This window comes from Neorhizobium sp. T25_13 (assembly GCF_002968675.1).
Lineage (GTDB): Bacteria > Pseudomonadota > Alphaproteobacteria > Rhizobiales > Rhizobiaceae > Neorhizobium > Neorhizobium tomejilense.
Map to the genome: position 1 here is coordinate 279,886 of NZ_PVBI01000006.1, position 22,883 is coordinate 302,768.

At 62.9% G+C, this 22,883-nt stretch carries 21 protein-coding genes and 1 pseudogene; 12 read left to right on the top strand and 10 right to left on the bottom strand.

The features are described 5' to 3' along the window. Positions 1-102: 102 nt before the first annotated feature. The 4 genes from C5J22_RS16435 to C5J22_RS16450 all read right to left on the bottom strand — a co-directional run bounded on the left by C5J22_RS16435 (position 103) and on the right by C5J22_RS16450 (position 3,310). Complete coding sequence (locus C5J22_RS16435) at positions 103-1,083, bottom strand: tripartite tricarboxylate transporter substrate binding protein (RefSeq protein ID WP_105439081.1); 981 nt, start codon at positions 1,081-1,083, stop codon at positions 103-105. Between the two features lie 332 nt (positions 1,084-1,415). Further along, positions 1,416-1,934, bottom strand: a complete 519-nt coding sequence (locus C5J22_RS16440; RefSeq protein ID WP_172746666.1) for a cupin — start codon at positions 1,932-1,934, stop codon at positions 1,416-1,418. A gap of 25 nt (positions 1,935-1,959) precedes the next feature. Then, complete coding sequence (locus C5J22_RS16445; RefSeq protein ID WP_105439083.1) at positions 1,960-2,253, bottom strand: DUF3175 domain-containing protein; 294 nt, start codon at positions 2,251-2,253, stop codon at positions 1,960-1,962. 64 nt (positions 2,254-2,317) lie between these two features. Further along, a complete protein-coding gene (locus C5J22_RS16450) occupies positions 2,318-3,310 on the bottom strand; it encodes a LacI family DNA-binding transcriptional regulator (protein ID WP_105439084.1) in 993 nt (330 codons plus the stop codon). Positions 3,311-3,540: 230 nt separating this feature from the next. Between C5J22_RS16450 and C5J22_RS16455 the strand changes: the two genes are divergently transcribed. The 11 genes and pseudogenes from C5J22_RS16455 to C5J22_RS16505 all read left to right on the top strand — a co-directional run bounded on the left by C5J22_RS16455 (position 3,541) and on the right by C5J22_RS16505 (position 15,512). After that, on the top strand, positions 3,541-4,329 hold the full coding sequence (locus tag C5J22_RS16455; RefSeq protein WP_245440405.1) for a 6-phosphogluconolactonase: 789 nt from the start codon (positions 3,541-3,543) through the stop codon (positions 4,327-4,329). Next, positions 4,322-5,101, top strand: coding sequence for a sugar isomerase domain-containing protein (locus C5J22_RS16460; RefSeq protein ID WP_105401995.1), 780 nt, complete (start codon positions 4,322-4,324; stop codon positions 5,099-5,101). Before C5J22_RS16455 ends, C5J22_RS16460 begins: the two co-directional genes overlap by 8 nt. A gap of 2 nt (positions 5,102-5,103) precedes the next feature. After that, positions 5,104-6,243 carry an N-acetylglucosamine-6-phosphate deacetylase gene (locus tag C5J22_RS16465; protein WP_105439086.1) on the top strand — a complete coding sequence of 380 codons (1,140 nt, stop codon included), beginning with the start codon at positions 5,104-5,106 and terminating at the stop codon, positions 6,241-6,243. Then, positions 6,240-7,511 (top strand): neutral/alkaline non-lysosomal ceramidase N-terminal domain-containing protein, encoded by a 1,272-nt coding sequence (locus tag C5J22_RS16470; protein ID WP_105439087.1) that lies wholly within the window; start codon positions 6,240-6,242, stop codon positions 7,509-7,511. The genes C5J22_RS16465 and C5J22_RS16470 overlap by 4 nt, the downstream gene beginning before the upstream one ends. A gap of 88 nt (positions 7,512-7,599) precedes the next feature. Next, positions 7,600-8,907, top strand: coding sequence for an ABC transporter substrate-binding protein (locus C5J22_RS16475; protein ID WP_105439088.1), 1,308 nt, complete (start codon positions 7,600-7,602; stop codon positions 8,905-8,907). A 118-nt stretch (positions 8,908-9,025) separates the two neighbouring features. Next, complete coding sequence (locus C5J22_RS16480; protein WP_105439089.1) at positions 9,026-9,913, top strand: carbohydrate ABC transporter permease; 888 nt, start codon at positions 9,026-9,028, stop codon at positions 9,911-9,913. After that, entirely contained in the window at positions 9,910-10,803 is an 894-nt protein-coding gene (locus tag C5J22_RS16485; protein WP_205837032.1) for a carbohydrate ABC transporter permease, read from the top strand. Before C5J22_RS16480 ends, C5J22_RS16485 begins: the two co-directional genes overlap by 4 nt. 2 nt (positions 10,804-10,805) lie before the next feature. After that, positions 10,806-12,035 (top strand): hypothetical protein, encoded by a 1,230-nt coding sequence (locus C5J22_RS16490; RefSeq protein WP_245440406.1) that lies wholly within the window; start codon positions 10,806-10,808, stop codon positions 12,033-12,035. Between the two features lie 4 nt (positions 12,036-12,039). Continuing rightward, complete coding sequence (locus tag C5J22_RS16495; RefSeq protein WP_105439090.1) at positions 12,040-13,107, top strand: ABC transporter ATP-binding protein; 1,068 nt, start codon at positions 12,040-12,042, stop codon at positions 13,105-13,107. Positions 13,108-13,131: 24 nt separating this feature from the next. After that, positions 13,132-14,304 (top strand): annotated as a pseudogene (uxuA, locus tag C5J22_RS16500) (mannonate dehydratase); the annotation flags it as partial. Between the two features lie 206 nt (positions 14,305-14,510). Next, positions 14,511-15,512 carry a Gfo/Idh/MocA family protein gene (locus C5J22_RS16505; RefSeq protein WP_105439091.1) on the top strand — a complete coding sequence of 334 codons (1,002 nt, stop codon included), beginning with the start codon at positions 14,511-14,513 and terminating at the stop codon, positions 15,510-15,512. Between the two features lie 6 nt (positions 15,513-15,518). Here the strand turns inward: C5J22_RS16505 and C5J22_RS16510 are convergent, their stop codons facing one another. The 5 genes from C5J22_RS16510 to C5J22_RS16530 form a co-directional block, all read right to left on the bottom strand. Continuing rightward, positions 15,519-15,836 carry a BrnA antitoxin family protein gene (locus C5J22_RS16510; RefSeq protein WP_105401988.1) on the bottom strand — a complete coding sequence of 106 codons (318 nt, stop codon included), beginning with the start codon at positions 15,834-15,836 and terminating at the stop codon, positions 15,519-15,521. Next, the gene (locus C5J22_RS16515) at positions 15,833-16,081 is read right to left on the bottom strand and encodes a BrnT family toxin (protein WP_105439092.1); all 249 of its coding nucleotides are present in this window, start codon (positions 16,079-16,081) and stop codon (positions 15,833-15,835) included. The genes C5J22_RS16510 and C5J22_RS16515 overlap by 4 nt, the downstream gene beginning before the upstream one ends. 89 nt (positions 16,082-16,170) lie before the next feature. Further along, complete coding sequence (ribB, locus tag C5J22_RS16520; protein ID WP_105439093.1) at positions 16,171-17,271, bottom strand: 3,4-dihydroxy-2-butanone-4-phosphate synthase; 1,101 nt, start codon at positions 17,269-17,271, stop codon at positions 16,171-16,173. Positions 17,272-17,283: 12 nt separating this feature from the next. After that, positions 17,284-18,381: a chorismate synthase gene (gene aroC / locus C5J22_RS16525; protein ID WP_046664542.1), complete on the bottom strand. Its 1,098-nt coding sequence runs from the start codon at positions 18,379-18,381 to the stop codon at positions 17,284-17,286. 134 nt (positions 18,382-18,515) lie between these two features. Further along, on the bottom strand, positions 18,516-21,677 hold the full coding sequence (locus C5J22_RS16530; RefSeq protein ID WP_245440410.1) for an EAL domain-containing protein: 3,162 nt from the start codon (positions 21,675-21,677) through the stop codon (positions 18,516-18,518). A 298-nt stretch (positions 21,678-21,975) separates the two neighbouring features. On the opposite strand from C5J22_RS16530, the gene C5J22_RS16535 reads away from it, so the two are divergent. Continuing rightward, a complete protein-coding gene (locus C5J22_RS16535; RefSeq protein ID WP_037084286.1) occupies positions 21,976-22,236 on the top strand; it encodes a DUF1344 domain-containing protein in 261 nt (86 codons plus the stop codon). A gap of 57 nt (positions 22,237-22,293) precedes the next feature. Here the strand turns inward: C5J22_RS16535 and C5J22_RS16540 are convergent, their stop codons facing one another. Then, entirely contained in the window at positions 22,294-22,881 is a 588-nt protein-coding gene (locus C5J22_RS16540; protein WP_105439095.1) for a histidine phosphatase family protein, read from the bottom strand. Between the last annotated feature and the right edge of the window lie 2 nt (positions 22,882-22,883).

The following is a 22,883-nucleotide window of genomic DNA, read 5'->3' on the forward strand; positions in this document are numbered from 1 at the left end:
TTGTCCCCAAGAGCGCCTCATAGGCCTTACTTCCCGTCAGGCTCAATCGGAAAAGGCCGGAGATCGCTCCGGCCTTGATGGTGCGGTCATGCTTCCGGAAGCCTACTGCTTTTCGATCTTGCCGATCTTGGCCCACCCTTCCCAGCGTTTGGTGTCCATCGTCGCATAGTCGAGGGTCGCCTGCGGGCTGTCGAGCGTCATCGGCTCGCCGCCATTGGTACCGACGAACTTGCGGGCGTCATCGCTGGTGGTGACCTGCGTCATAACCTTGTGCATCTTGTCGAGGATGGCCTTCGGCGTGCCCTTCGGCGCGGCGAGAACCCACCAGATGCGGACGTCGACATTCGGCACACCTTCTTCGGCGAAGGTCGGGATGTCCGGGACAGAGGAAATGCGCTTTGCCGTGCTGACGGCCAGCACGCGCAGCGTTCCGTCACGCGAGCGGGCAAGGCCGAAGACCGGGTCGCCGACCATGTAGTCGATGGCGCCGCTTGCAAAGTCGTTGAGCGAGTCCGCGCTGGTCTTGTAACGCACCTGAAGCGTGTCCGGCACGCCGGTATTGGCCTTGTACATTTCGGCCAGGATGACAGACGGGAAGTTCGACGTGGCGTAGGAGCCCTTGGCACCCTTTTCCTTCATCGCCTTGGTCAGGTCGGAAATCTTCTGGTAGGGCGACTTGGCGTTGACCAGCATCATGAATGCCTGGCTGAACACCGGCGCGACATAATCGAAATCCTTGAGCGGATCATAGGGCGGCGCGTTGAACACGTAGGGCGCGGCGGTGAACTGGTCGGCCGAGCCGATCAGCATCGTGTAGCCGTCCGGCTTGGCGTTCTTGAGCGCCACGACCGAAAGGCTTCCGAGGCCGCCCGGCTTGTTGTCGACGATGACGGTCTGCTTGAGCTGCTCTTCCAGCTTCTTGGCGAAGAAGCGGGCATAGACGTCCGCGCCGCTGCCGGCCGGGAAACCGGCGATCAGCGTGATCTGCCGGCTCGGGTAATTGTCGTCGGCGGCGGTGGCTATACCTCCCGGAACGCATGCGGAAAACACCAGCGCCAGGGCGCCTGCTAAAAATTTCTTCACTGCACTCTCCTCCTAGAGTCAGTCCGGAACATCGCGGGCGAGGCCGGAATGTGATGACGCGAACAGTCTCCTCCCGCTCGCGTCGTGATATAAGGAGGCCATACATTTTGAAGGCCGTCAAACGCTCTGCCGGCGTGAAAGCGCCTTCAAGCCGAAATCTAATGGCTCTAAGGGCCGCGCTTATGCTGCAACGTTGCAATGCTTGTTTTGTGGGCGATTTCCAGCACGAAACTGCAATATTCCGCCACTCGGAAAGCCGGACCAAGATAGGAGGCTCGTCATTCTTGGGGGCATGCGCCGACGTGCTGGCTACATGCGGGTAAACTGAAAGATCAGCGCCGCGACCAGGCGCGAAGAAGGGCGCCGTCGGCACCTCCCAGAGGATCGGTCTTTGGAAGCGGCAGGCTGGCGATCCGGGCAAGCTGCGCTTCGCTCGCCGGCCCTGTCTGGATATCCGCCTCCTGTCCGGGCGGGTAGGCGCCGATCACCAGGAAATCCCGGCCGGCATCGATCCGCATGTGGCCGGTGCCGGCGGGCAGGATCAGGCAGTCTCCGGCATGGACGCTGAGTTCCGTGCCGTCAGGTCCGCCGATCAGCAGCCGCGCCCGGCCGCCGGCGATGCCCAGCACTTCATGGGCGCCGGTGTGATAATGCTGATAGTCGAAGACGCCGTTGCGCCAAATCCCCTCCCAGCCATTTTCGCTAAACCGGCTTTCGAACTTCGGCGCCATCTCGCCTTCGGCGGCGATGGCGCGGCGACAGACCAGCACCGGCAGACCGGGATTGTTCGGCACCCAGTCGCTGGGCTCGAAGAAAATGGGTTCGAAGGTGAAGTCGGCGGTTGAGGTCATGGCATCGAGGCTCGGCGGCGTGATCTTAATGCTTCGATTCACGACCGAAATCCTTGCGAAGCTCATCCTTGGCCTTTTCCAGGGTGGAGCGGCGCGATTTCGATAGCTGCTCGCCAGCGCGGTTGATGTAGAAATTCAGCATCGACATGGCCGACTGGAACGGGCTCGACTTGCGCCTGTCGCTTGTTTCGGCGGAGTGCTTGAGGGAATCGGCGATCTTTTTCGGGCTGCGCGATTTGAACACGCCATCCTTGAGGTCCATGGCGTCGCTGTGTTCGGCCACGTTCTTCGACCATTTCTTCTTGTTCTTCTTCGGCATGGGAACCTCCCGTGGAAGATTGCATATCCTCCCGAACCGGCCGCTGCCGGCAAGGTTCCCGCGTCTATCGCGCCGCGGTCGTCGTATTGCGCACCACGAGATGCGTTTCCAGCACGTAGCGAACATCGCGGATGGCGCGCGACTGCAGCATGTCGAGGAGCAGCGAGACGGCGACCCGGCCGGCCTCCGTCGATCGGTTGGAGACAGATGTCAGCGCGGGATAGGTGACGGCCCCGAGCACGTCGTCGCAGCCGATCAGGCTGAAATCGCCGGGCACAGAGACCCGCTTTTCGGAAAGGCCGGCCAGCACGCCCTGCGCCGTCAGGTCATCGAAGGCGACGGCCGCCGTGGCGCCGGTGGCGAGGATAGCGCTGACGGCGTTGCGGCCGGAATTGTAGCTTGCGAGCACCGCCGGCACGGTTTCGACCGCGATATCAAGCTTGGATGCCGCGGCCTTGATGGCGGTGCGGCGCTGCTTGTTCGACCAGGAATTCGAGGGGCCACTGACATAGACGATCCGGCGGTGCCCAAGCTTGGCGAGATGTTCGACGGCTTCGCGAACACCCGAGCCGCTGTCGATCAGCACCCGCGGGATGCCGTCGATATCGCGGTTGATCAGCACCAGCGGCAACTGGCCGGCATGGGCGCGGATACGCTCGTCCGAAAGGCGTGAGGAGGCGAGCACCAGGCCTTCCACCTGGCCGGCGAACCGGCCGACCAGCTTGTCTTCCTGCTTCGGGTTCTCTTCGGTATTGCCGAGAAAGATGCAGAAATCGGACCTGTCAGCTTCGAGCTGGGCCGCCTGGATCAGCGGTGGAAAGAACGGGTTGGCGATATCGGGTACGATCAGGCCGACATTGCCGTGCCGCCCGGTGCTGAGCGCCCGCGCCGTGTGGTTCGGCACGTAGCCGAGCGCTTCCGCCGCCTTCATGATCCGCGTCACGGTTTCCGGGGAGAGCATGTCCGGCCGCGTAAAGGCGCGCGAGACGCTGGAACGCGCAACGCCTGCCGCATCCGCGACCTGGCTGATGGTGACGCCTTTGGTCCGCTTGATCATCGGTCCCGCTTGATCGTGGAAATTGAGAACTCGCCCGTCTGCCCCTCGCACTTAGCATGAAGTCCGAGGCGCTATCAATTCTGGCCCGAACACTGACATTCCTCCACTTGACATGCAACCGGTTGCATGGAAGTCTTCAGTCAATAAGAACAAGGGGAACTGCAACGGATGCGGCCATTCTATAGGGCTGCGCGCCGCCGGCTTCCCATGGCATGAACATGGAGACTGCGTTGACCATCGCCACCGCCCATCGTCCTTCGCCGGAAACGCGGCGGACCTTCGACCGCCTCTCGGTCGAAAGCTTTGCAACACGGGCCGAGATGGGTGCCGCTGCCGCCGCCGACATTGCCGCCGCCTTGGCCGAGCGCCTCGCAGGCCAGGCCGAAGTCCGGATGATCTTTGCCGCCGCCCCCAGCCAGGCCGACATGCTGAAGGCGCTCTGTGCCGCGCCGGGCATCGACTGGGGCCGAGTCACGGCCTTCCACATGGACGAATATATCGGCCTGTCGCCGTCCTCTCCGGCGCGTTTCGTCAACTGGCTGGACGAACATGTCTTTGGCAAGTTGCCGTTCGCCGCCGTGCACCGCATCACCCCCGAGCCGGATGCGGGTGCCGAAGTGCGCCGTTATTCCGGCCTGCTGAACGAAGGGCCGATCGATTTCGTCTGCCTCGGCATCGGCGTCAACGGCCATATCGCCTTCAACGACCCGCCGGTCGCCGATTTCAACGACCCGCTGGACGTCAAGATCGTCGAACTGGACGATATCTGCCGCCAGCAGCAGGTCGATGACGACTGCTTTTCCGATCTTGCTTCGGTGCCGAACGAAGCGATCACGCTGACCGTGCCGCGCCTGCTCAGGGCCGACCGGATGTTCTGCGTCGTGCCGGGCGCCGTCAAGCGCGATGCCGTTTCGAAGACGCTCTACGGCCCGCTGACCACCGAATGCCCGGCAAGCGTCCTGCGTTTCCACGCTGCCTGCACTCTCTATATCGACAAGGACTCCGACCCCGATGCCTGATCATCCCGTCATCGATGCGGACGCGCTCTGCGAAGGTTATCTTGCCTCGACCCATGCCCTGATGCGCCGGGTTCTGGAGGAGGAAAAGGCCCCTCTCGACCAGGCGGCGGCAAAACTCGCCGATCAGATCGCCGCCGATCGGCTGGTGCATATCTACGGCCCCGGCGGCCATTCCAATCTCGCCTCGCAGGAGGTCTTTTTCCGCGCCGGCGGGCTGATGCATATCAGCGCCATCCTCGACGAGGGCACGCTGCTCTCGAACGGTGCGCTCCGCTCCATGGCGATCGAGCGCACGCCCGGCTACGGCAAGGTGGTGATATCAAACCAGCGGCTGGGAGATGCCGACCTGCTGATCCTCGTCAACGCCTACGGCATCAATGCCGCGCTGATCGATGCGGCTTTGGAGGCCAAACGCCGCGGCGCCTTCCTGATCGGCGTCAGTTCCCGCGAGCACGCGTCGAAAACCTCGCCGGACCATCCGGCCCGCCATCCGACCAAACAAAACCTCCACGACATCGTTGATATCGCCATCGACTGCAAGGTGCCGATCGGCGATGCGGTGGTGAAGGTCCCCGGCATGGGCGAAAATATCGCTGCGATTTCCACCTTCGCCAACGCATTCACCCTGAACTGCCTGGTGATCCGCACGGTGGCGAAGCTTGTCGAACGGGGGATAGAGCCGCCGGTCTGGCGCAGCGGCAATGCGCCGGGAGGCGACGAGGCGAACGGCCGCTTCATCGCCAATTTCCAAGGCCGGGTGAGGGCGCTCTGACCATGGTCGTCGACGGTATCGATCCCCGCACCGGCAAAGGTTTTGCGATCGAAGTCGCCGACGGCAGGATTGCCGCCATCCGCCCGGCGGAAAATACCAGCCCGCGTTACCTCTCCGCCGGGCTGATCGACCTGCAGGTCAACGGTTATTGCGGCTTCGATCTGAACAGTGGCGAAGTCACTCCCAACATCCTCCTCTCGCTCTGCGAGGAATTGCTAAGCGACGGCGTCACAACCTGGCTGCCGACCCTTATCACGGCGCCCGAGACGTCCCTCCTTCAGGCCCTCGCCGATATCGCAAAAATCCGCGCCGGCCACCGGCTGATCGCCGAAATGGTCCCGGGCATCCATGTCGAAGGCCCGTCGATTTCGGACGAGGACGGCCCGCGCGGCGCGCATCCGCTGGCGCATGTCCGCCCGCCGTCGATCGAAGAGTTCGACCGTTGGCAGCAGGCGTCCGGCAATCTGGTCTCAATGGTGACGCTTGCGCCGGAACATGAGGGCAGCGTCGATTACGTCCGCGCTCTTACGGCCAGAGGCGTCCACGTGGCGCTCGGCCACACAGCCGCGACGCCGGAGCAGATCCATGCGGCGGTGGAGGCGGGTGCTGTCCTCTCCACCCATCTCGGCAACGGCGCCGCCGCCATGTTGCCGCGCCATCCGAATTTCATTTGGGCGCAACTTGCCGACGACCGGCTGACGGCGAGCTTCATCGCCGACGGCTGGCACCTGCCGGCCGACACGTTCAAGGCGATGCTGCGCGCCAAGGGCCTGGATCGGGCGATCCTCGTGTCCGACATGGTGGCGCTCGCCGGCATGCCCCCGGGCATCTACGACCAGCCGGTTGGCGGCCGTGTCGAAGTGTCTGCCGAAGGCCGCATCAGCGTCGCCGGCACGCCCTATCTCGCCGGCGCCAGCCTGCCGCTGTCGGCCAATGTCGCGATCGCGTCGCAGATGGCAGGCCTTCCACTTGCCGATACGCTTCTCCTCGCGACCGTAAATCCGGGCCGTTTCGTCGGTGGACGGGGGCGGCTGGAAGTCGGCGCGCGGGCCGATCTCATTCGTTTCGAATGGTCGGAAGGCGAGCGAGAGTTGTCTATCCGCGAAACCTGGGTCCACGGCGAAAAGGCGTCCTGCGCATGATCCGGGCCGGAGTTGCCATCGTCGATATCACCCCGCCGCCCGGCCTTGCGATGTCCGGCTTTGCGGCCCGCACGCTGTCGGCCAGGGGCGCCCATGACGCCCTGACGGCGCGTGCCGTGGTGGTCGGCGATACCGCCATCGTTGTCGCCGATGTCATCGGCATCGATGCCGCGACGAGCGCCCGGATCCGCAGGCGCTGCGTCCTGCCGGCAGAAAACGTCGTGGTCGCAGCACTCCACAATCACGGTGGTCCGGTTTCCATGGCCGGACGGCTCAGCATCGCCGCTGATCCGGCCTATCTGGAGCGATTGGAAGATGCCTGTATCGCCGCCATCGACAAGGCCGCCACGGCGCGCCGGCCGGCAACCATCACTGTGGGGCAGGGAAGTGATCCGGGGATTGCGCGCAATCGGCGCCATCCCGGCGGACCCGTGGACACTTCCCTGCCACATCTTCGCATCCGCGCTGCGGATGGCAACATGATCGCCGTCGTCACCGCCTATGCGTGCCATCCGGTCGTGCTGGCGGCCGACAATCTCCTCTGGACGGCCGATTATCCCCATTTCGTTCGCCATGCGCTGGAAGAAGCTCATCCCGGCGCGGTCGCCCTGTTCATGACCGGCTGCGTCGGCGACGCCAATACCGGCCACTCGGCGCATGCCTCGATCTCGCTTGCCGCGAACCCGGATCGCAGCTTTGCTGCCGCCGAACGGATCGGCCGCAAGATTGCCGAGGCGGCGCTTGGCGCTGCGGAACAGCCGGTTTCGGACGCCGTCGGCGCCCGCAACGCGATCGTCAGCCTCGCTTTCGAGCGCCGCGAGACCGAACCGCCGGAAACCCTCGAAAAACGCTGGCGGGACGAGGCCCTGAACGCCGAACCCGCCCGCAAAAGCCTGCTCGGCTATTGGGCGGATTGGGCGCGCGACATAGCGCCCACCCAACCCGAGCCGCTTGCCGCGCGGGTGACCGTGCTCGATTGGGGCGGCGTGCCGATCGTCGCGCTGCCGGGTGAGATCTTTGCGGAGACGGCGCTGACAATCCGGGCTGCACTTGGTCTGGACAAGCCAGCCTTCGTCATCGGCTTTGCCGACGACAATCCGGGCTACATCCCGCCGGCCGGCGAGTTCCGGTTCGGCGGCTACGAGGTCGACGAGGCGCATCGCTACTACGGCCTTGCGGCGACCTTCGCGCCGGGCTCGGCGGAAACGCTTGCGGCTTGCGCCATCCGGCTCGCCAACGAGACCTCCAGCGGAAGCGGGGCCGCATGAGCCAAGGGACCGCCGGGAACGATCCGACGCTTGACACGCAACCGGTTGCATGAGAGCTTTTTGTTAACAACAACAAGGGAACAGGGACATGAAAAACAGATCAGCAAAGACGAGGATTTCGACCCGCGCGCTGCTTATGAGCGCGGCATTCGGCGCAGCCCTTCTCTCGGGCGCGTCCGCCGTTTCGGCCGAAACGCTGACGGTCTGGAGCGGTTATCCGGAAATGGCGCCGTTCTACGAACATGTCGCGCAGAGCATGAAGGCCGCCTATCCGAAACTCGAGGTGAAGGTCGAGGCGATCGCCCTTCGCGAGCATGAAAAGCGCGTCGCGCTTGGCCTCACCGGCGGCCAGGACGGCACGACGGTCATCGAGCTCTCCGGTTCGACCGCTACCCGCTACCTTGAAAACGATCTTCTTCCGGAAGCCCCGGCCGATATCTCGACCTTCGTGAAGGATCCGAAGAACTTCGACAAGTTCTTTAGCGATACGGCAGGCAAGGGCGGCAAGATTTACGGCGTGCCGCTCTTCCGCGGCCAGGGTGCCCTCTACTACAACACCGACATGTTCAAGGCGGCCGGCCTGACCGCTCCGCCGAAGACCATGGAGGACTATTCCGCCTATGCCGAGAAGCTGACCAAGCGCGACGCATCCGGCAAGGCCACCGTCTCCGGCTGGAGCATGCGCCTCTCGGGCGGCGGCCAGGGCATTGCCGAGAAATTCTGGATCAACATGCATCAATATGGCGGCGCGATCCTCGTCCCCGCCGGCGACGGCAAGTGGAAGCCCAATTTCGCCAATGAAGCGGGCCGCAAGGCGCTGAAGCAATATCTCACCAACATCTTCACCACCAAGACGGTCTCCCCAGAGATGCCGGCTGACGCCGATGCCTTCGAGCGCGGCCAGACCGCGATGTTCATCCGCGAATCCTGGGTGATCGGCGATATCGCCAAGAAAGCGCCGGATCTGAAATACGCCACCGCGCCGCTGCCGAAGGGTTCGATCGCGCTGCCCACCAACCTCTACGTCGCCGGCAAGGGTGCCGATGCCAAGGCCGGCTGGGAATTCGCCAAGGCGGCCAACTCGCCGGAAAACCTCGTCTGGCTGCTCCAGAACGTCGGCTGGCTGCCGAATCGTTCGGGCGTCGACTATTCGGCCGTCACCTCCAAGCAGCCGGCGTTCGCCGCCTTCGTCGATTATCCGAAGGGCTACGAGTTCTTCACGCTGCCGTCGATCGGCCCGATCGAGGAGATCCTGACCCGCGTTGCCGCGCAGCTCGTCGTCGCCTTCGGCGACGCGTCCATGGCCGGCGACGATGCCAAGATCGACGCCTTCCTCAAGAAGGCCAGCGACGAAGTGAACACCATCCTCACCCGCGAAGGCTTGGGCGCGAAATAATCGCCGGCACCACTCGCCAATCGCATGGGCCCGGGGCATCATTGCTCCGGGCACTTAAACGGGGATCTTGGGTCCGACCCGCGCCGCGGCCGAACCCTGCTGTCTACAGGCCATTCATATGCTGAAGCGCAAAAGATGGATTTTTGCGATCCTTGCAATTTTGCCGACCCTGGCGATCTTCGCCTATGTCCGGCTTTATCCGATCGCCGATACGCTGAGGCTCAGCCTTTTCAAATGGGACATCCTGTCGAAGAACAAGCCCTTCGTCGGCCTCGCGAATTTCCGCGAGCTGATGGGCGACCACCTGTTCATCGATGCGCTGGTCAATACCACGATCATCGCCTTCGGCGTCTTGATCCTGACCATTCCGATGGCGCTGGTCATCGCCGCGCTGATCTTCCACCGCACCCGCTCGCGGATGGCCGGTTTTTACGAGACCGCGATCTTCATTCCGCATGTCGTGTCGCTGGTTCCCGCCGCCGTGGCCTGGAAATGGATTTTTGATGCCCGCCTCGGTCCGCTCAACGCGCTTTTGACCTTCTTCGGCATCCCGGCGCAATCCTGGCTGTTCGATCCGGTCCTGTCGGTCATCTGCATCATCGTGCTCTGCTCCTGGCAGGCGCTGGGATATGCGGTGCTGATCTATATTGTCGGCTTCAAGAACCTGCCGGTCTCGCTTTATGAAGCGGCGAAGCTCGACGGCGCCTCCGGCCCGCAGAGCTTCTGGTACCTGTCGATCCCGATGCTGAAACCGATCACGCTCTATGTCTCGGTCGTGACGCTGGTTTCCGGTTTCAACGTCTACGCCCAGGCCTTCGTGCTCGCGTCCGATGCGCAAGGGGCGCCCGGACGGCAGGTGCGGGTGCTGGTTCTCGACATGCTGGAAAACAGCTTTCGCAATTACCGCGTCGGTTACGCGGCATCCGAAGCCGTCGTGCTTCTGGTCATCGTGCTGGGGCTGACGCTCATCCAGTTCTCGACGCTGCGGGAAAGGGGCAAGGCATGACCACCAATCCCGTGAACTATATCGAGCCCACCACCGAAGAACTGTCCGAGGGTGTGCGTCTGCGCCGCAAGAAGCGGGTGATGAACTTCGCGATCGACGTCTTCCTGATCGTCGTCTCGATCCTGATGCTGCTGCCGCTGGTGTTCCTGGTCGCCAACGCCTTCAAGACGCCGGCCGAAATGCTCAGCTGGCCGCCGACCATCATCCCGCGCGACCCGACCATCGCCAATTTCTCCGCCGTGCTCGGCGAAACGCCGCTCTTGCGCTGGATCGCCAACAGCATCGCCTTTGCGGTGATGTCGACGATCGCCATCGTCGCCACCTCGGCGATCGCCGGCTACATCTTCGGAAAATTCCGCTTCCGGACGCTGAACATCCTCTTCGCGCTGTTCCTCGCAACCGCCATCGTGCCGTTCGAGGTCTACATGATCCCGCTCTATTTTCAGGCGAAAAGCCTCGGCATCCTCAACTCCGTCTGGGGCCTGCTGCTCGGTTATCTGGTGATGAGCTTCGGCATCTTCCTGATCCGCCAGAACGTCATCCACTCGATCCCCGACGAACTGCTGGAAGCAGCCCGCATCGACGGCGCCGGCGAATTCTGGATTTTCCTGCATATCGTGCTGCCGCTTTTGCGCGGTGCGCTCGGCGCACTCGCGGTGCTCGCCTTCTTCCAGGCCTGGACCGCCTTCGCCTGGCCGATGATCGTCACCACGACCCGCACCAGCTATACGATCGAGGTCGGGCTGGCGCTGTTCCAGACCGGGTTCACGGTCGATCTCGGCCGCCTCAGCGCCGCCTCCGCCACGGTCCTCATTCCATCGATCCTGCTCTTCGTCATTCTGCGCCGCAACTTCGTGCAGGGCGTTGCCAGCACCGGGCTCAAGGAGTGACGATGACGATGGATTTCTTCGAGGAGACCCGCATCACCTATGCCGCGGCTAATGCCGGCACGCTCTACTGGATGCTGCAGCGGCCGATGCTCGGCGGATTTCTGAACACCAAGCAGAACAGCCTGACGCTGAAGGATTACAGTTCGGAGGATGGCATCCGTGGCCCGGATTACACCTACGGCTGGATCCAGGGGCGAGGGCTGGAAGCCTTGGTCGGACATGCGGAGTTCTTTGACGATGAGTTGCCGCCGCTCGCGAAAAAGCTCGATACCGCCGGCCGCCGCCTCTACGAGCTTCTGGCTGCCCTGCGCAAGCCGGATGGTCACGCCTATTTCTGCTACGATCGCGACCTGCAGGCCGTCTATGCGGATCAGTCCGACGTGCTCCACGCTCAGGAAAAACCGGCGCTGATCTACACCTATTCGGACGCCTTCGTGGCCAAGGGGCTGGTGGCAGCCGCAAGCCGATATGGCCTGCCGGATATCGCCGGTCACCTCGCTTATTTCGACCGTGTGATCACCGCCGTTGAAACCGGCCGCTTCCAGATGGACGAACGCCGGCCGCTCTCGCTCCACAGCCTTGCCGTCCAGCCCGATGATTTCGGCCCGCGGATGATCCTGCTCGGTGCTGCCGGTATGCTGAAGCGTGCCGGCCACACGGCGCATCTCGCCTTTGCCGACCGTTTCATCGCCCACGTCATCGACAGGCATTACGATGCCGCGACCGGCTTGTTGCGCAACGTGCCGGGCGAGGATCTATGCAATGTCGGCCACGGAATCGAGTTCGTCGGCTTCGCGCTCGACTATCTCGACGACACCGCCGATCCGGCGCTGATCGAGACGCTGGAACGCATCCTCGTCTCGTCCTTCCGCAAGGACTTCGTGGGGCCGGGCATCACGCTCACGGTGTCCATTAAGACCGGCGAGGCGCAAAGCCCCTATTGTCCCTGGTGGTCGCTGCCGGAAACCATCCGTTCCGCCGCCCTCGTTCATGAACGCACCGGCAGTGCCGAGAGCCTTGATGTCTGGAAGGCCGCCCACGCCGCGTTCTTCGAGCGCTATTGGCGCGGCACCCCGCCGATCGCCTACCAGACGATGACCAAGGACGGCCCCGTCGATTTCGTGCCCGCCACGCCGGACCTCGATCCGGGCTACCACACCGGCCTCAGCCTGCTCGCAGCCATCCGCGCCGCAGATCGGCTGAAGCCCCGAACCCGAACAGTTTCAGGATAAGTACATGGCTTCCGTTGAAATCCAGAACGTCCGCAAGGCCTATGGCGACTTCGAGACCATCAAGGGCGTGTCGGTCGATGTGCCGGATGGCGCCTTCGTCGTCCTTGTCGGCCCCTCCGGCTGCGGCAAGTCCACGCTGTTGCGGATGATCGCCGGGCTCGAAGACATCTCGGGCGGCACGATCCGCATCGACGGTCGCGTCATCAACGAGGTCGAGCCGAAGAACCGCGATATCGCCATGGTTTTTCAGAACTATGCGCTCTACCCGCATATGACGATTGCCGAGAACATGGGCTTCTCGCTGCGGCTGGCGAAGAAATCCAAGGAGGAGATCGCCGAGCGGGTCAACGATGCCGCGCGTATCCTCGGACTTACCGATTACCTCAAGCGTTACCCGAAGCAACTCTCAGGCGGTCAGCGCCAGCGCGTCGCCATGGGCCGCGCCATCGTCCGTAACCCCAAGGTCTTCTTGTTCGACGAGCCGCTCTCCAACCTCGACGCCAAGCTGCGCGTGCAGATGCGTGCAGAACTCAAGGACATCCACGCCCGCATCAAGACCACCACCGTCTACGTCACCCACGACCAGATCGAGGCGATGACCATGGCCGACCGGATCGTGGTCATGAGGGACGGCATCGTCGAGCAGGTCGGCGCGCCGCTGGAGCTCTACGACAAGCCGGTCAATACCTTCGTTGCCAGCTTCATCGGCTCACCCTCGATGAATTTCCTGTCCGGCAAGGTGGCTGATGACCGTAAGTCCGTGCTGACTGAAAACGGCGTTCGCCTGCCGCTTGGACCGGAGGCTTCCGCTCTCCCTGCAACCGCTGTCACCTACGGCATCCGCCCCGAACATCTCGCCATCGCCTCCGGGAACGAGGGCATTCCGATGACCGTGATGAATATCGAGCCGACCGGTTCGGAGACCTTCGTGCAGGGCACCGTCGACGGCCAGAAATTCTCGGCGCAGCTGCGCGAGCGGCTTTTCATCAAGACCGGCGAGGTGCTCAATCTGGCGCTCGCGCCCACCAACAGCCACATCTTCGATGCCGCCACCGGTATGCGGCTCGGCTGACAAGCATAAGGCAGGACGACAACGGAACAGACTTGGCGCTGGTTCGGGCCGGACGACACGGTCAAGCTTTCGCATGTGAAACAGGCCGGCGCGACGGGCATCGTCAGCGCGCTGCATCACCTCAACGACGGCCGCATCTGGCCCGACGGCGAGATCGCCAGGCGCAAGGCGATCATCGAGGAGGCGGGGCTCACCTGGTCGGTAGTGGAAAGCATTATCGTCCACGAGGATATCAAGACCCGCACCGGCCGTTACCGCGAGCTGATCGACAACTACAAGGCCTCGATCCGCGCCGTCGCCAAGGCCGGCATCAAGACGGTCTGCTATAATTTCATGGCGATCACCGACTGGACGCGCACGGATCTGGAATACGAGATGCCGCATGGCGGCACGGCGCTGCGGTTCGATATCGTCGAATTCTGCGCCTACGACGTCTTCATCCTGAAACGCCCAAGTGCCGAGGCCGATCATCCCGCCGACCGCGTCGCCAAGGCTCAAGCCTGGCTGAAGACCGCAAGCGAGAGCGATCTCGCCCGGCTGGAACGGAACCTGATCGAATGGGTGCCGGCCCGCGAATTCGTCTATGACCGGCAGAGCCTCAACCGTATGCTGGACATCTACAAGGAACTTTCGGAGACCGGTTTCCGCGAAAACCTCTTCACGTTCTTAGATGAGATCATCCCGGTTGCCGAAGAGGCGGGCGTGAAAATGGCGATCCATCCGGACGATCCGCCGTTCGCGCTGTTCGGCCTGCCGCGCGTCGTCTGCAAGGCTTCCGATGCCCGCGCTCTGCTCGCCGCGGTCAAGTCACAGTCGAACGGCATCACGCTCTGCACCGGCTCCTACGGCGCCAATCCCGAGAACGATCTCGTCGCCATGGCCAAGGAATTCGCGAGCGACGTTCATTTCGCCCACCTGCGCAACGTCACCAAGGAAGGCGACGGTTCCTTCCACGAGGCCGAGCACCTGGACGGGGATACGGACATGGTGCGTGTCGTGATGGCACTGATGGCCGAAGAAAAGCGCCGCAAGGCCGAGGGCAGGGTGGATTGGCAGATCCCGATGCGACCCGACCACGGCCACGCGATCGTCGATGACATAGGCAGACGCGTCAATCCCGGCTATTCTTGCATCGGCCGACTGAAAGGTCTGGCGGAACTGCGCGGCATCATGCGCACGCTTGAGGTTTTGGGTTAAGGCTTGCTTGGCGGACGCCGGAACAAGCGGCCCCCTCACCCGGCCTCCGCTCCGCTCGGCCACCCTCTCCCCGTTGGGGAGAGGAGGAGGCGGCGGCGGAGTGACGGCTCGGCATGTCTCTTCTCCCCAGCGGGGAGAAGGTGCCGGCAGGCGGATGAGGGGGCGGCTCGCCGCAAACGATATTTTATGTGTACCGGGAGGTTAATATGACCAAACTGAAAGTGGCGATGATCGGGCTCGGCATGGCGGCAGGGCACCATGCTCGCGCCCTGCTCGATTGGTCCGACAGGATCGAATGCGTCGCGGCTTTCAGCCAGACGGCAGCCCGGCGTGAAGCGTTTGCCGCCCAATACCCGATCCCGACGACTGGCGATCTCGATGTGATCTTCGCGGACAAGACGATCGAGGCGGTGCTGATCCTCACCCCGCCGAGCAGCCATCTTGAATTGATTGAACGTTGCGCGGCGGCGAAAAAGCATATCCTGCTGGAAAAGCCGCTCGATATCTCGTTCGAGCGCTCCGAGGCGATCGTCCGTGCCGCGAGGCAAGCGGGCGTGCTGCTGTCCATGGTGCTGCAGAACCGTTTTCGTGCGGCGGCGCTGAAACTCGACGAGATCGTCAAGTCCGAGCGGTTGGGGCAGTTGATCGAGGCGTCCGTTGCGATCCGTAACTGGCGCCCGCAGAGTTATTATGACGTCGAAGGCCGCGGCACGATGGCACGCGACGGCGGCGGCGTGCTGCTGACCCAGGGCATCCACACGATCGACCTGCTGCTGAGCTATGCTGGTACCCCGAAAGACGTCTCGTCCTTCGTCCGCACCAGCCCGATTCATTCGATGGAGACCGAAGACCTGGTAACGGCGACCTTCGCATTCGAAAACGGGGCGATCGGCACGCTGAACGCCACCACCTGCGCCTATCCCGGCCTGCCGGAGCGCATCGAGCTGCTCGGCACCCACGGTACGGCAGTCCTGACCGGCGATACGCTGAAGGCCGCCTTCATGGACGGCACCAGCGTCACCGAGGGCGGCCAGAATTCCGGCAGCGGGGCAGGGGCCAACCCGATGGCCTTCGGCCACGAGATGCACCGGGCTCTGATCGGGAATTTCATCGATGCGGTTCGAACCGGCGCGCCTCTGCGGGTCACCGGCGAGGATGCGCTCAAGGCGCACCGCTTCATCGAGCAGATTCTGGCTGCTGGCCGGTAGACCGTCTCAGAGGCCGGCTGCCTTGCGCAGTTCCTCCGCCATTTTGGCGCGCCAGTCCTTGCCGGACGCCTTGAATTTTTCGAGCACGTCCGGATCGAGCCTGAGCGTGACGGCCACCTTCGGCGCCTCGACCTTCGGTCGGCCGCGAGCGGCGATCGCCTGTTCCATTTTTGCGGCGATCTCGGGAAACACTTCCCTGAAGGGCCGGGCGCTCTTCAACTCCTCCTCCGTCCAGGGAGGATTGTCGGAGACTTCATCCCAGTCTTCCTTGGTGTAACCACGACCGGGTTGGAATTCTTTCTGTTTCTGGGCCTTGATGTTCATTCGATCAGGCTCCTTTCATCCTTTCGGGCGGGACGCATCGAAATGACCGACAGCGCTTCCGAACCGAGTTTCACGAAGATCGCTGCGACTACGCCGCCTTTCAGGCGACCAATGGCTTTCATCCGGCCATTTCGTGCTGGCACGATGGCCGAAGTCAGAAAGAAATCGAAATAAAGATCGGCGAAATCGAGATTGTGCTTCTCGACATTCGCCAGCCGTTTCGTCTCGTCCCAAATGATTTTCAACTATTATCCGTACACGAAAAATCGCCGCCCGACAACGAGCGACGATGGAACGGTACGAAACCTTTTACAACCCTAAGGATTGAGGGCGGTCAGCAGATCACCGTTTCGGCGATCTTGATGCCGAAACCTTCGAGGCCGACATAGTGGCGCTCGCTGCGGGTCAGCAGCTTGATCGAGGTGACGCCGAGATCCTTGAGGATCTGTGCGCCAAGGCCGATTTCCAGCCATTCGCTCTCGCGGGCCTGGGCTTCGGCATGGCCCTCCTGGTCCTGGCGCAGCTTGCGGCCATGGTCCTTCTGGCCGACGCCGACCGAACCTTCGCGCAGGTAGATGATCACGCCGCGGCCTTCTTCCTCGATTTTCGCCATGTAACGATCGACCGAGCGCTGCGTGCCGAACACGTCGCGGGTGACGTTTTCGAGATGCAGGCGGACCGGAATATCGACACCGTCACGGATGTCTCCGAAGATCACCGCCACGTGCTGCATCGGGTCCCAGGGCAGCGAATAGGCATGCGCCTTCGCCTTGCCGTGCGGCGTCTCGACGTCAAACGCCGTCTGCAGTTCGATCAGCGTTTCCTTGCGCTGACGATAGGCGATCAGGTCGGCGACGGAAACCTGCTTCAATCCGTGCTTGGCGGCAAAGTCGGTAACCTGCTGGCCGCGCGTTACGGTGCCGTCGTCATTGACGAGTTCGCAGATGACACCGATCGGCGGAAGGCCGGCGAGCCTGCAGAGGTCGACAGCCGCTTCCGTATGGCCGGAGCGCATCAGCACGCCGCCTTCGCGGGCGATCAGCGGGAAGATATGGCCGGGCCGCACGAAATCGCTCGCGCCGACATTCGGATTGGCGAGATTGCGGACGGTGAGTGTCCGGTCCTCGGCGGAAATGCCGGTCGTCGTGCCGTGCTTGAAATCGACGGTGACGGTGAAGGCGGTCGTATGGGCGCTGTCGTTTTCCGCCACCATGGCATTGAGGTTGAGCCGCTTGGCCTCCTCGCGCGGCATCGGCGCGCAGACGATGCCGGACGTGTGGCGCACGATGAAGGCCATCTTGTCAGGCGTGCAGTGGACCGCGGCGACGATCAGATCGCCTTCGTTCTCGCGGTCGTCGTCATCGGTGACGACGACGATTTCGCCGGCTTCGAATGCGCGGAGGGCGTCGACGACGCGCTTCTGATCATAGGCCATGGGTGTTGTTTCCTAGAGATTTCGCCCCGTCTGGGCCCGGTCGCGGAGATAGTGATCGGCAATCGCGCATGCAACCATCGCCTCGCCGATCGGCACGGCGCGGATGCCGACGCAGGGGTCGTGGCGGCCCTTGGTACGGACTTCGACATTGTTGCCGTCGACGTCGATCGAGCGCTGCTCGGTGAGAATGGAGGAGGTCGGCTTGATCGCGAAGCGGGCGACCACCGCCTCGCCGGTCGAGATGCCGCCGAGAATGCCGCCTGCATGGTTGGAGAGGAAGATCGGCTTGCCGTCATTGCCCATGCGCATCTCGTCGGCGTCTTCCTCGCCGGAAAGTTCTGCGACACCGAAACCGTCGCCGATCTCGACGCCCTTGACGGCGTTGATCGACATCAGAAGGCTGGCGATATCCTGATCGAGCTTGCCATAGACCGGCGCGCCGAGACCGGCGGGCACGCCTTCGGCGATCACCTCCACCACGGCGCCAATCGAGGAACCGGCCTTGCGGATGCCGTCGAGATAGTCTTCCCAGACGGGCACCATGGCTGCATCCGGGCAGAAGAACGGGTTCTGGCCGACCTGATCCCAGTCCCAGTTGGCGCGATCTATCCTGTGCTTGCCGATCTGGATCAGCGCGGCGCGGACTTGCACGCCGGGCACGATCCTGCGGGCGAGCGCCCCGGCGGCAACACGGGCTGCCGTCTCGCGGGCCGAAGAACGGCCGCCGCCGCGATAGTCGCGGATGCCGTATTTCACGTCATAGGTATAGTCCGCATGGCCGGGACGGTAGCGGCGGGCGATCTCGCCGTAGTCCTTGGAACGCTGGTCGGTATTCTCGATCAGCATCGAGATCGGCGTGCCGGTCGAGATCATCGTCTCGCCATCGGCGTCCATCATCACGCCGGAGAGCACCTTGACGATGTCGTCCTCGCGCCGCTGCGTCACGAACCGCGACTGGCCGGGCTTGCGCTTGTCCATCCAGGCCTGGATCTCCGCAAGCGTGAAGCGGATGCCGGGCGGGCAGCCGTCGACCACGCAGCCGAGTGCCGGACCATGACTTTCACCCCAGGTGGTGACGCGGAAAAGGTGACCGAAAGTGTTGTGCGACATGGCGTTACAGGACCAGCTGTGGCGGAGCTGGCCTTCCGCCAACTTCTGACGCGGTTGTCATATGGAAAAGGTTGCCGGGCGACAAGTGTTTCTTGGCAGAACAGTCGCGGCGCGATTGGTGAACAATGGTGGCTCTAGGCTGCGGCCTTGCGCCAGCCCGCATGCGCGGCTGCGGTGAAATCGTCGAACGAAAGCGGCCGGGCGAAGGCATAACCCTGGAGCAGGTCGCAGCCGAGTTCGCGCAGAAGGCTCGCATGCTGCATGGTTTCGACGCCTTCCGCGACCGTTTCGACGCCGAGCGAACGGGCAATGTCGATGATCGAGCGCACCAGCGCGCGTTCCTGCGGCGAGGTCAGGATCGGCATGACGAGCTGCCGGTCGATCTTCAGCCGCTTCGGCTTCAGCTTCAGAAGGCTGACGATCGAGGTATGGCCGGTGCCGAAATCGTCGATCTCGATATCGATGCCGAGTTCCTTGATCCGCTGGAGATTGCCGGCCGCCGATGCTTCGCTCTCATCGAGGAAGATCGATTCCACCAGCTCGAATGAGATCTCGCCGGGCACGATCGCCAGCGTCTGCAGCGTGTCGATCAGCGCCTCGTCATGCAGCCGCTTCGAAGAGACGTTGACGGAAACCTTCGGTATCCGGATGCCGAGCGCTGCCCAGCGCATCTTGTCCTTCAAGACCGTCTGGAGCACGATATGGTCGAGCGCGGCGGACACATTGAGGTCTTCGGCAATCTTCAGGAACCGGTCGGGCGCAAGAATCCCGTGATGCGGATGGTCCCAGCGGATCAGCGCCTCGACACCGGTAAGCTGGTTGGTGCGGGCATCGAACTGCGGCTGGTAGAACGCAATGAATTCGTCGTTGTCGATGCCGGCCAGCACCTCGTCGGCGGTACGCTTGTGGCTGACGATCTCGGCCTGCAGGTTCTGCGTGAAGAATTCGTACCGGTTGCGGCCCATGCCCTTCGCCCGGTAGAGCGCGATATCGGCATTGACGAGAGTGCGGCGCGCATCGACATTCATGCCGCTTGCCTGGGCGATGCCGATGGATACGCCGCAGCGGCAGGCGAAACCTTCGAAATCGATCGGCTGGTGAAATTCCGCGATGATGCGCTGGGCGAGCTGGCCTATCTCTTCGGTGCTGGAATTGCCGGTGGCGAGGATCACGAATTCGTCGCCGCCGATACGCGCGACGATATCGCTGCCGCGAACGTTGCGCGACAGGATGCGCGAGGCGTGCACCAGCATCGCGTCGCCCGCCGCATGGCCGAGCGTGTCGTTGATCTGCTTGAAGCGGTCGAGATCGAGATGCAGGATCGAGAATTTCTGGCGCTCGGTATGGCTGGAGCGCGACAGCCGGTCGAGTTCGATGTCGAGCTTGCGACGGTTGGCCAGCAGTGTCAGCGGGTCATGCAGGGAATTGTGCTCTATCCGGCTTTTGGCGAGTTCGAGTTCTGCGTTCTTCGCGTCTGCCTCGTCCTTGGCAGCCTTGAGTTCCCTGGTCAGGATGGCATCCTGGGTGACGTCGAAGGCGATGCCCACCACCTTTTTGGATCCGTCGCGCGTCTTGTGCATCTTGCCGATGGAGCGGATGTAGCGGATCGAGCCGTCCGGCTGGGGCACCCGCACGACCAGCGGATCCGGCCGGAAGTTCTCCGTGAAATGATAGGAGCTGAGTTTGGCAAGCTCCCGGTCGTCAGGATGGATAAGCTCGATCCAGTCATCGACCCGGACGAAGCCGTTGGTGAAGGGGATGCCGTGCAGCTGGCACATGCGGGCATCCCAGGTATCGACCCGGGTTGCCGGGTTCGATTCCCATATGCCGCAGTTATAGGAGTCGAGCGCGAGGTCCAGCTTGGTCGACAGCTCTTCCAGGTCCTGCTCGCGGTTCGACAGTTCATCGAGCGCCAGCTCCAGTTCGGCGTTCTTGATGTCGGTATTTTCCTTGGCGTTGCGCAGCGTCTGGGTCAATACCACGTCGCCGGTGACGTCCCAGACAATCCCGGTGGTGCGCAGCGTACCGTCGGCATTGCGATAGTTCGCACCCGCCGACCTCAGGTATCGCAGTGTGCCGTCCGGCAACTGCACCCGATAGGTCTCGCTGCAAGGCATCTTGCTGGAGGCGCAGTCGAGGAAATGTGTCTCCGCGGCGGTCCGATCGGGCGGATAGATCGATCCGAGCCAGTCGTAGAGACGATTGCCTTCGCTGGCTGCTGGCTTGTCGTGCAACCCGGCGGCTCGGTTGTCCCAGAAGAGACTGTCGCCGTTGCCGGTCACCTCCCAGATGCCGATATTGGAGGCTTCCATGGCAAGGTTGAAGCGTTGCGACAGCTCGATCAGATTGAGTTCACGTGCCTTCAGCGCGTCGATATTGCGGTTGCGCTCCGAGATCAGCGAGGTGGCGATGAAGATCGGCACGATCACCGCGAGTGCGGCAATCACCAGGGCGAGGCGGATCCCGAGCTGATTGGGCGGCACGATGTCCCAGCCGGAACGAGGAGCGGCGAGAAGCGTCCAGTTGGCACCGCTGATCGGCACCGTCCATTTCATCGGAGACTGGTCCTCGATGGAATCATTGCCGAAGAAGGCGAAATATTCCGGCCTGTCCACGTCCCGCAGGACGACATTCAGCCATTCGAGATTGATCAGGTTCGGTTTCGTTGCGGTGGCGGGGGAGAAGGTGACGCCGGAAGCTTCCATCAGGCCCTGCTTGTCGATCAGCACGGCGATGGCGCCCCACAGGTCGGTGCCGTCCTCTTCCTTCGGCACCGGCACGACCAGGGTCAGGTGTCCCTCCTGGCTGCCGCTCAGCAGTGATACACGGTTCCGGCCGCTGACGGATTTCAGGTCGTCTGCAAGGCGCGGCACATCGATCCTGCCGATCTTGCGTGGCGTACCGCCGGCAATGCCGTCGCGCGTGATGACCCGGGCAAACTCGAAATTGGGCGCGACCGCGACACCGGCAAAATGCGTCGCCTCGCCAAGTTCCTTGTCGACGTAATGCTTGAACCCATCAACCGAGCCCTCGGCGTCCTCCCTCAGGGCGTGAGCCAGATGGCGTGCCGCGGTGGTGTCCGTTTCCACGCGTGCAATGAGGCGCCGCGCCAGCAGGCCGGCAACGTTTTCCGTCGTCGCTCGTAGGTCGCTGCGAAAACCCTCGGTATAACGCTGGTCGACGATCACGCCGGTCGAGATCACCGTAAGGGCGATAACGAACGCGATTGCCGTCGGCGTCTTGGTGCTGCGCCCCAGGCGCAGTGACTTGGAACCGGACGACGGCCAGAATCTCACGCGCGCGAACCTTCTTATTAACCCCTGTGGCATGACGGAACAGCCTATGGGGAGGGGGTTAATTTACGCTTTCATCCCACCCTACAAACTTTGGCGCGATTTATTGTACGAATACTTTGAATAATTTCGCGGGCGTGACTGGCTCTGCCGCAAGGCGGCATTCGGTTCTCGAAAAGCGTTAACTATCAGCTCATTACTTATACGGAAAATGTCATGCTGCCGGGCGATTTTCGCCACAATCGGCAGGCTATCTGTGCGTCGAAACGAGACATCATCGACCTCATCAAGGCTTCCGACCATGCGCATCCTGATTGCTGCTCTGCTTGCCACGGCCAGCGTCTTTTCGCCCCTCAACAGCTGGGCGCAAAGTGCCGATGTCGAAGCCACGATCAAGGCCGTGGACGCGAAGGCGCTCAACTTCACGCTGGATGACGGAAAGACCTACAAGGTGCCCGAGGAATTCAATTTCGAAGGCTTGAAGGCCGGCGTCAAAGTGCTGGTCTTCTACACGGTTGTCGACGGCAACCGCGTCGTCGACGACCTCCAGATCGTCCAGTAAGGCTGAAGATTTAGCTAAGTATAATTTAGAATATCCGATGCGCAGGGTTGGCGCAGATCAGAGCCATTGTATCCGGTTGTAGCTAGTATCGACCTCGAGGATGCGATCCTGCGGGGTCGGAACGGTGGCGGCCTCGTCTTCGTCGAGGTTGCCGATCAGCCGGAAGAGCGAGCGGATCACCCCGCCATGGCTGACGCAGACGGTCGGACCGTCGAGGGATTGCAGCCAGGCGCCGATCCGCCAGCAGAGGATCTCATAGCTCTCCGCAGACGCCCCCGGCGGGATGAAACTCCATTTCTGCTCGGCGCGCGCGCTCAATCGCTCCGGAGAAACATGGCTGATTTCCTCGAGCGTATGGCCCTCCCAGTCGCCGAAGGAGACTTCGATCAGCCGTTCGTCGGTTCCGTAGGCGAGGGGATCGAGGCCCATGGCGGTGCGCAGCCGTTCCATGGTTTCGCGGGTACGCGACAGGGGGCTGGCGATGAAGCGGAACCCGTCCGCCGCGCCGATCATCTCGCGCAGCCGCTCGCCGTTCCGCGTTGCCTGAGAACGGCCGAGAGCATTGAGCGGAATGTCCTGCTGGCCCTGGAGCCGGCCTTCGGCATTCCAGTCCGTCTGCCCGTGGCGGATCATGTAGATGAGCACGG

Bases quoted from the DNA above. Each gene is read 5' to 3' on its own strand.
- C5J22_RS16440 (WP_172746666.1), bottom strand. From the start codon at position 1,934: ATGACCTCAACCGCCGACTTCACCTTCGAACCCATTTTCTTCGAGCCC.
- C5J22_RS16445 (WP_105439083.1), bottom strand. From the start codon at position 2,253: ATGCCGAAGAAGAACAAGAAGAAATGGTCGAAGAACGTGGCCGAACAC.
- C5J22_RS16450 (WP_105439084.1), bottom strand. From the start codon at position 3,310: ATGATCAAGCGGACCAAAGGCGTCACCATCAGCCAGGTCGCGGATGCG.
- C5J22_RS16460 (WP_105401995.1), top strand. From the start codon at position 4,322: ATGCCTGATCATCCCGTCATCGATGCGGACGCGCTCTGCGAAGGTTAT.
- C5J22_RS16465 (WP_105439086.1), top strand. From the start codon at position 5,104: ATGGTCGTCGACGGTATCGATCCCCGCACCGGCAAAGGTTTTGCGATC.
- C5J22_RS16470 (WP_105439087.1), top strand. From the start codon at position 6,240: ATGATCCGGGCCGGAGTTGCCATCGTCGATATCACCCCGCCGCCCGGC.
- C5J22_RS16475 (WP_105439088.1), top strand. From the start codon at position 7,600: ATGAAAAACAGATCAGCAAAGACGAGGATTTCGACCCGCGCGCTGCTT.
- C5J22_RS16480 (WP_105439089.1), top strand. From the start codon at position 9,026: ATGCTGAAGCGCAAAAGATGGATTTTTGCGATCCTTGCAATTTTGCCG.
- C5J22_RS16485 (WP_205837032.1), top strand. From the start codon at position 9,910: ATGACCACCAATCCCGTGAACTATATCGAGCCCACCACCGAAGAACTG.
- C5J22_RS16490 (WP_245440406.1), top strand. From the start codon at position 10,806: ATGACGATGGATTTCTTCGAGGAGACCCGCATCACCTATGCCGCGGCT.
- C5J22_RS16495 (WP_105439090.1), top strand. From the start codon at position 12,040: ATGGCTTCCGTTGAAATCCAGAACGTCCGCAAGGCCTATGGCGACTTC.
- C5J22_RS16505 (WP_105439091.1), top strand. From the start codon at position 14,511: ATGACCAAACTGAAAGTGGCGATGATCGGGCTCGGCATGGCGGCAGGG.
- C5J22_RS16510 (WP_105401988.1), bottom strand. From the start codon at position 15,836: ATGAACATCAAGGCCCAGAAACAGAAAGAATTCCAACCCGGTCGTGGT.
- ribB (WP_105439093.1), bottom strand. From the start codon at position 17,271: ATGGCCTATGATCAGAAGCGCGTCGTCGACGCCCTCCGCGCATTCGAA.
- aroC (WP_046664542.1), bottom strand. From the start codon at position 18,381: ATGTCGCACAACACTTTCGGTCACCTTTTCCGCGTCACCACCTGGGGT.
- C5J22_RS16535 (WP_037084286.1), top strand. From the start codon at position 21,976: ATGCGCATCCTGATTGCTGCTCTGCTTGCCACGGCCAGCGTCTTTTCG.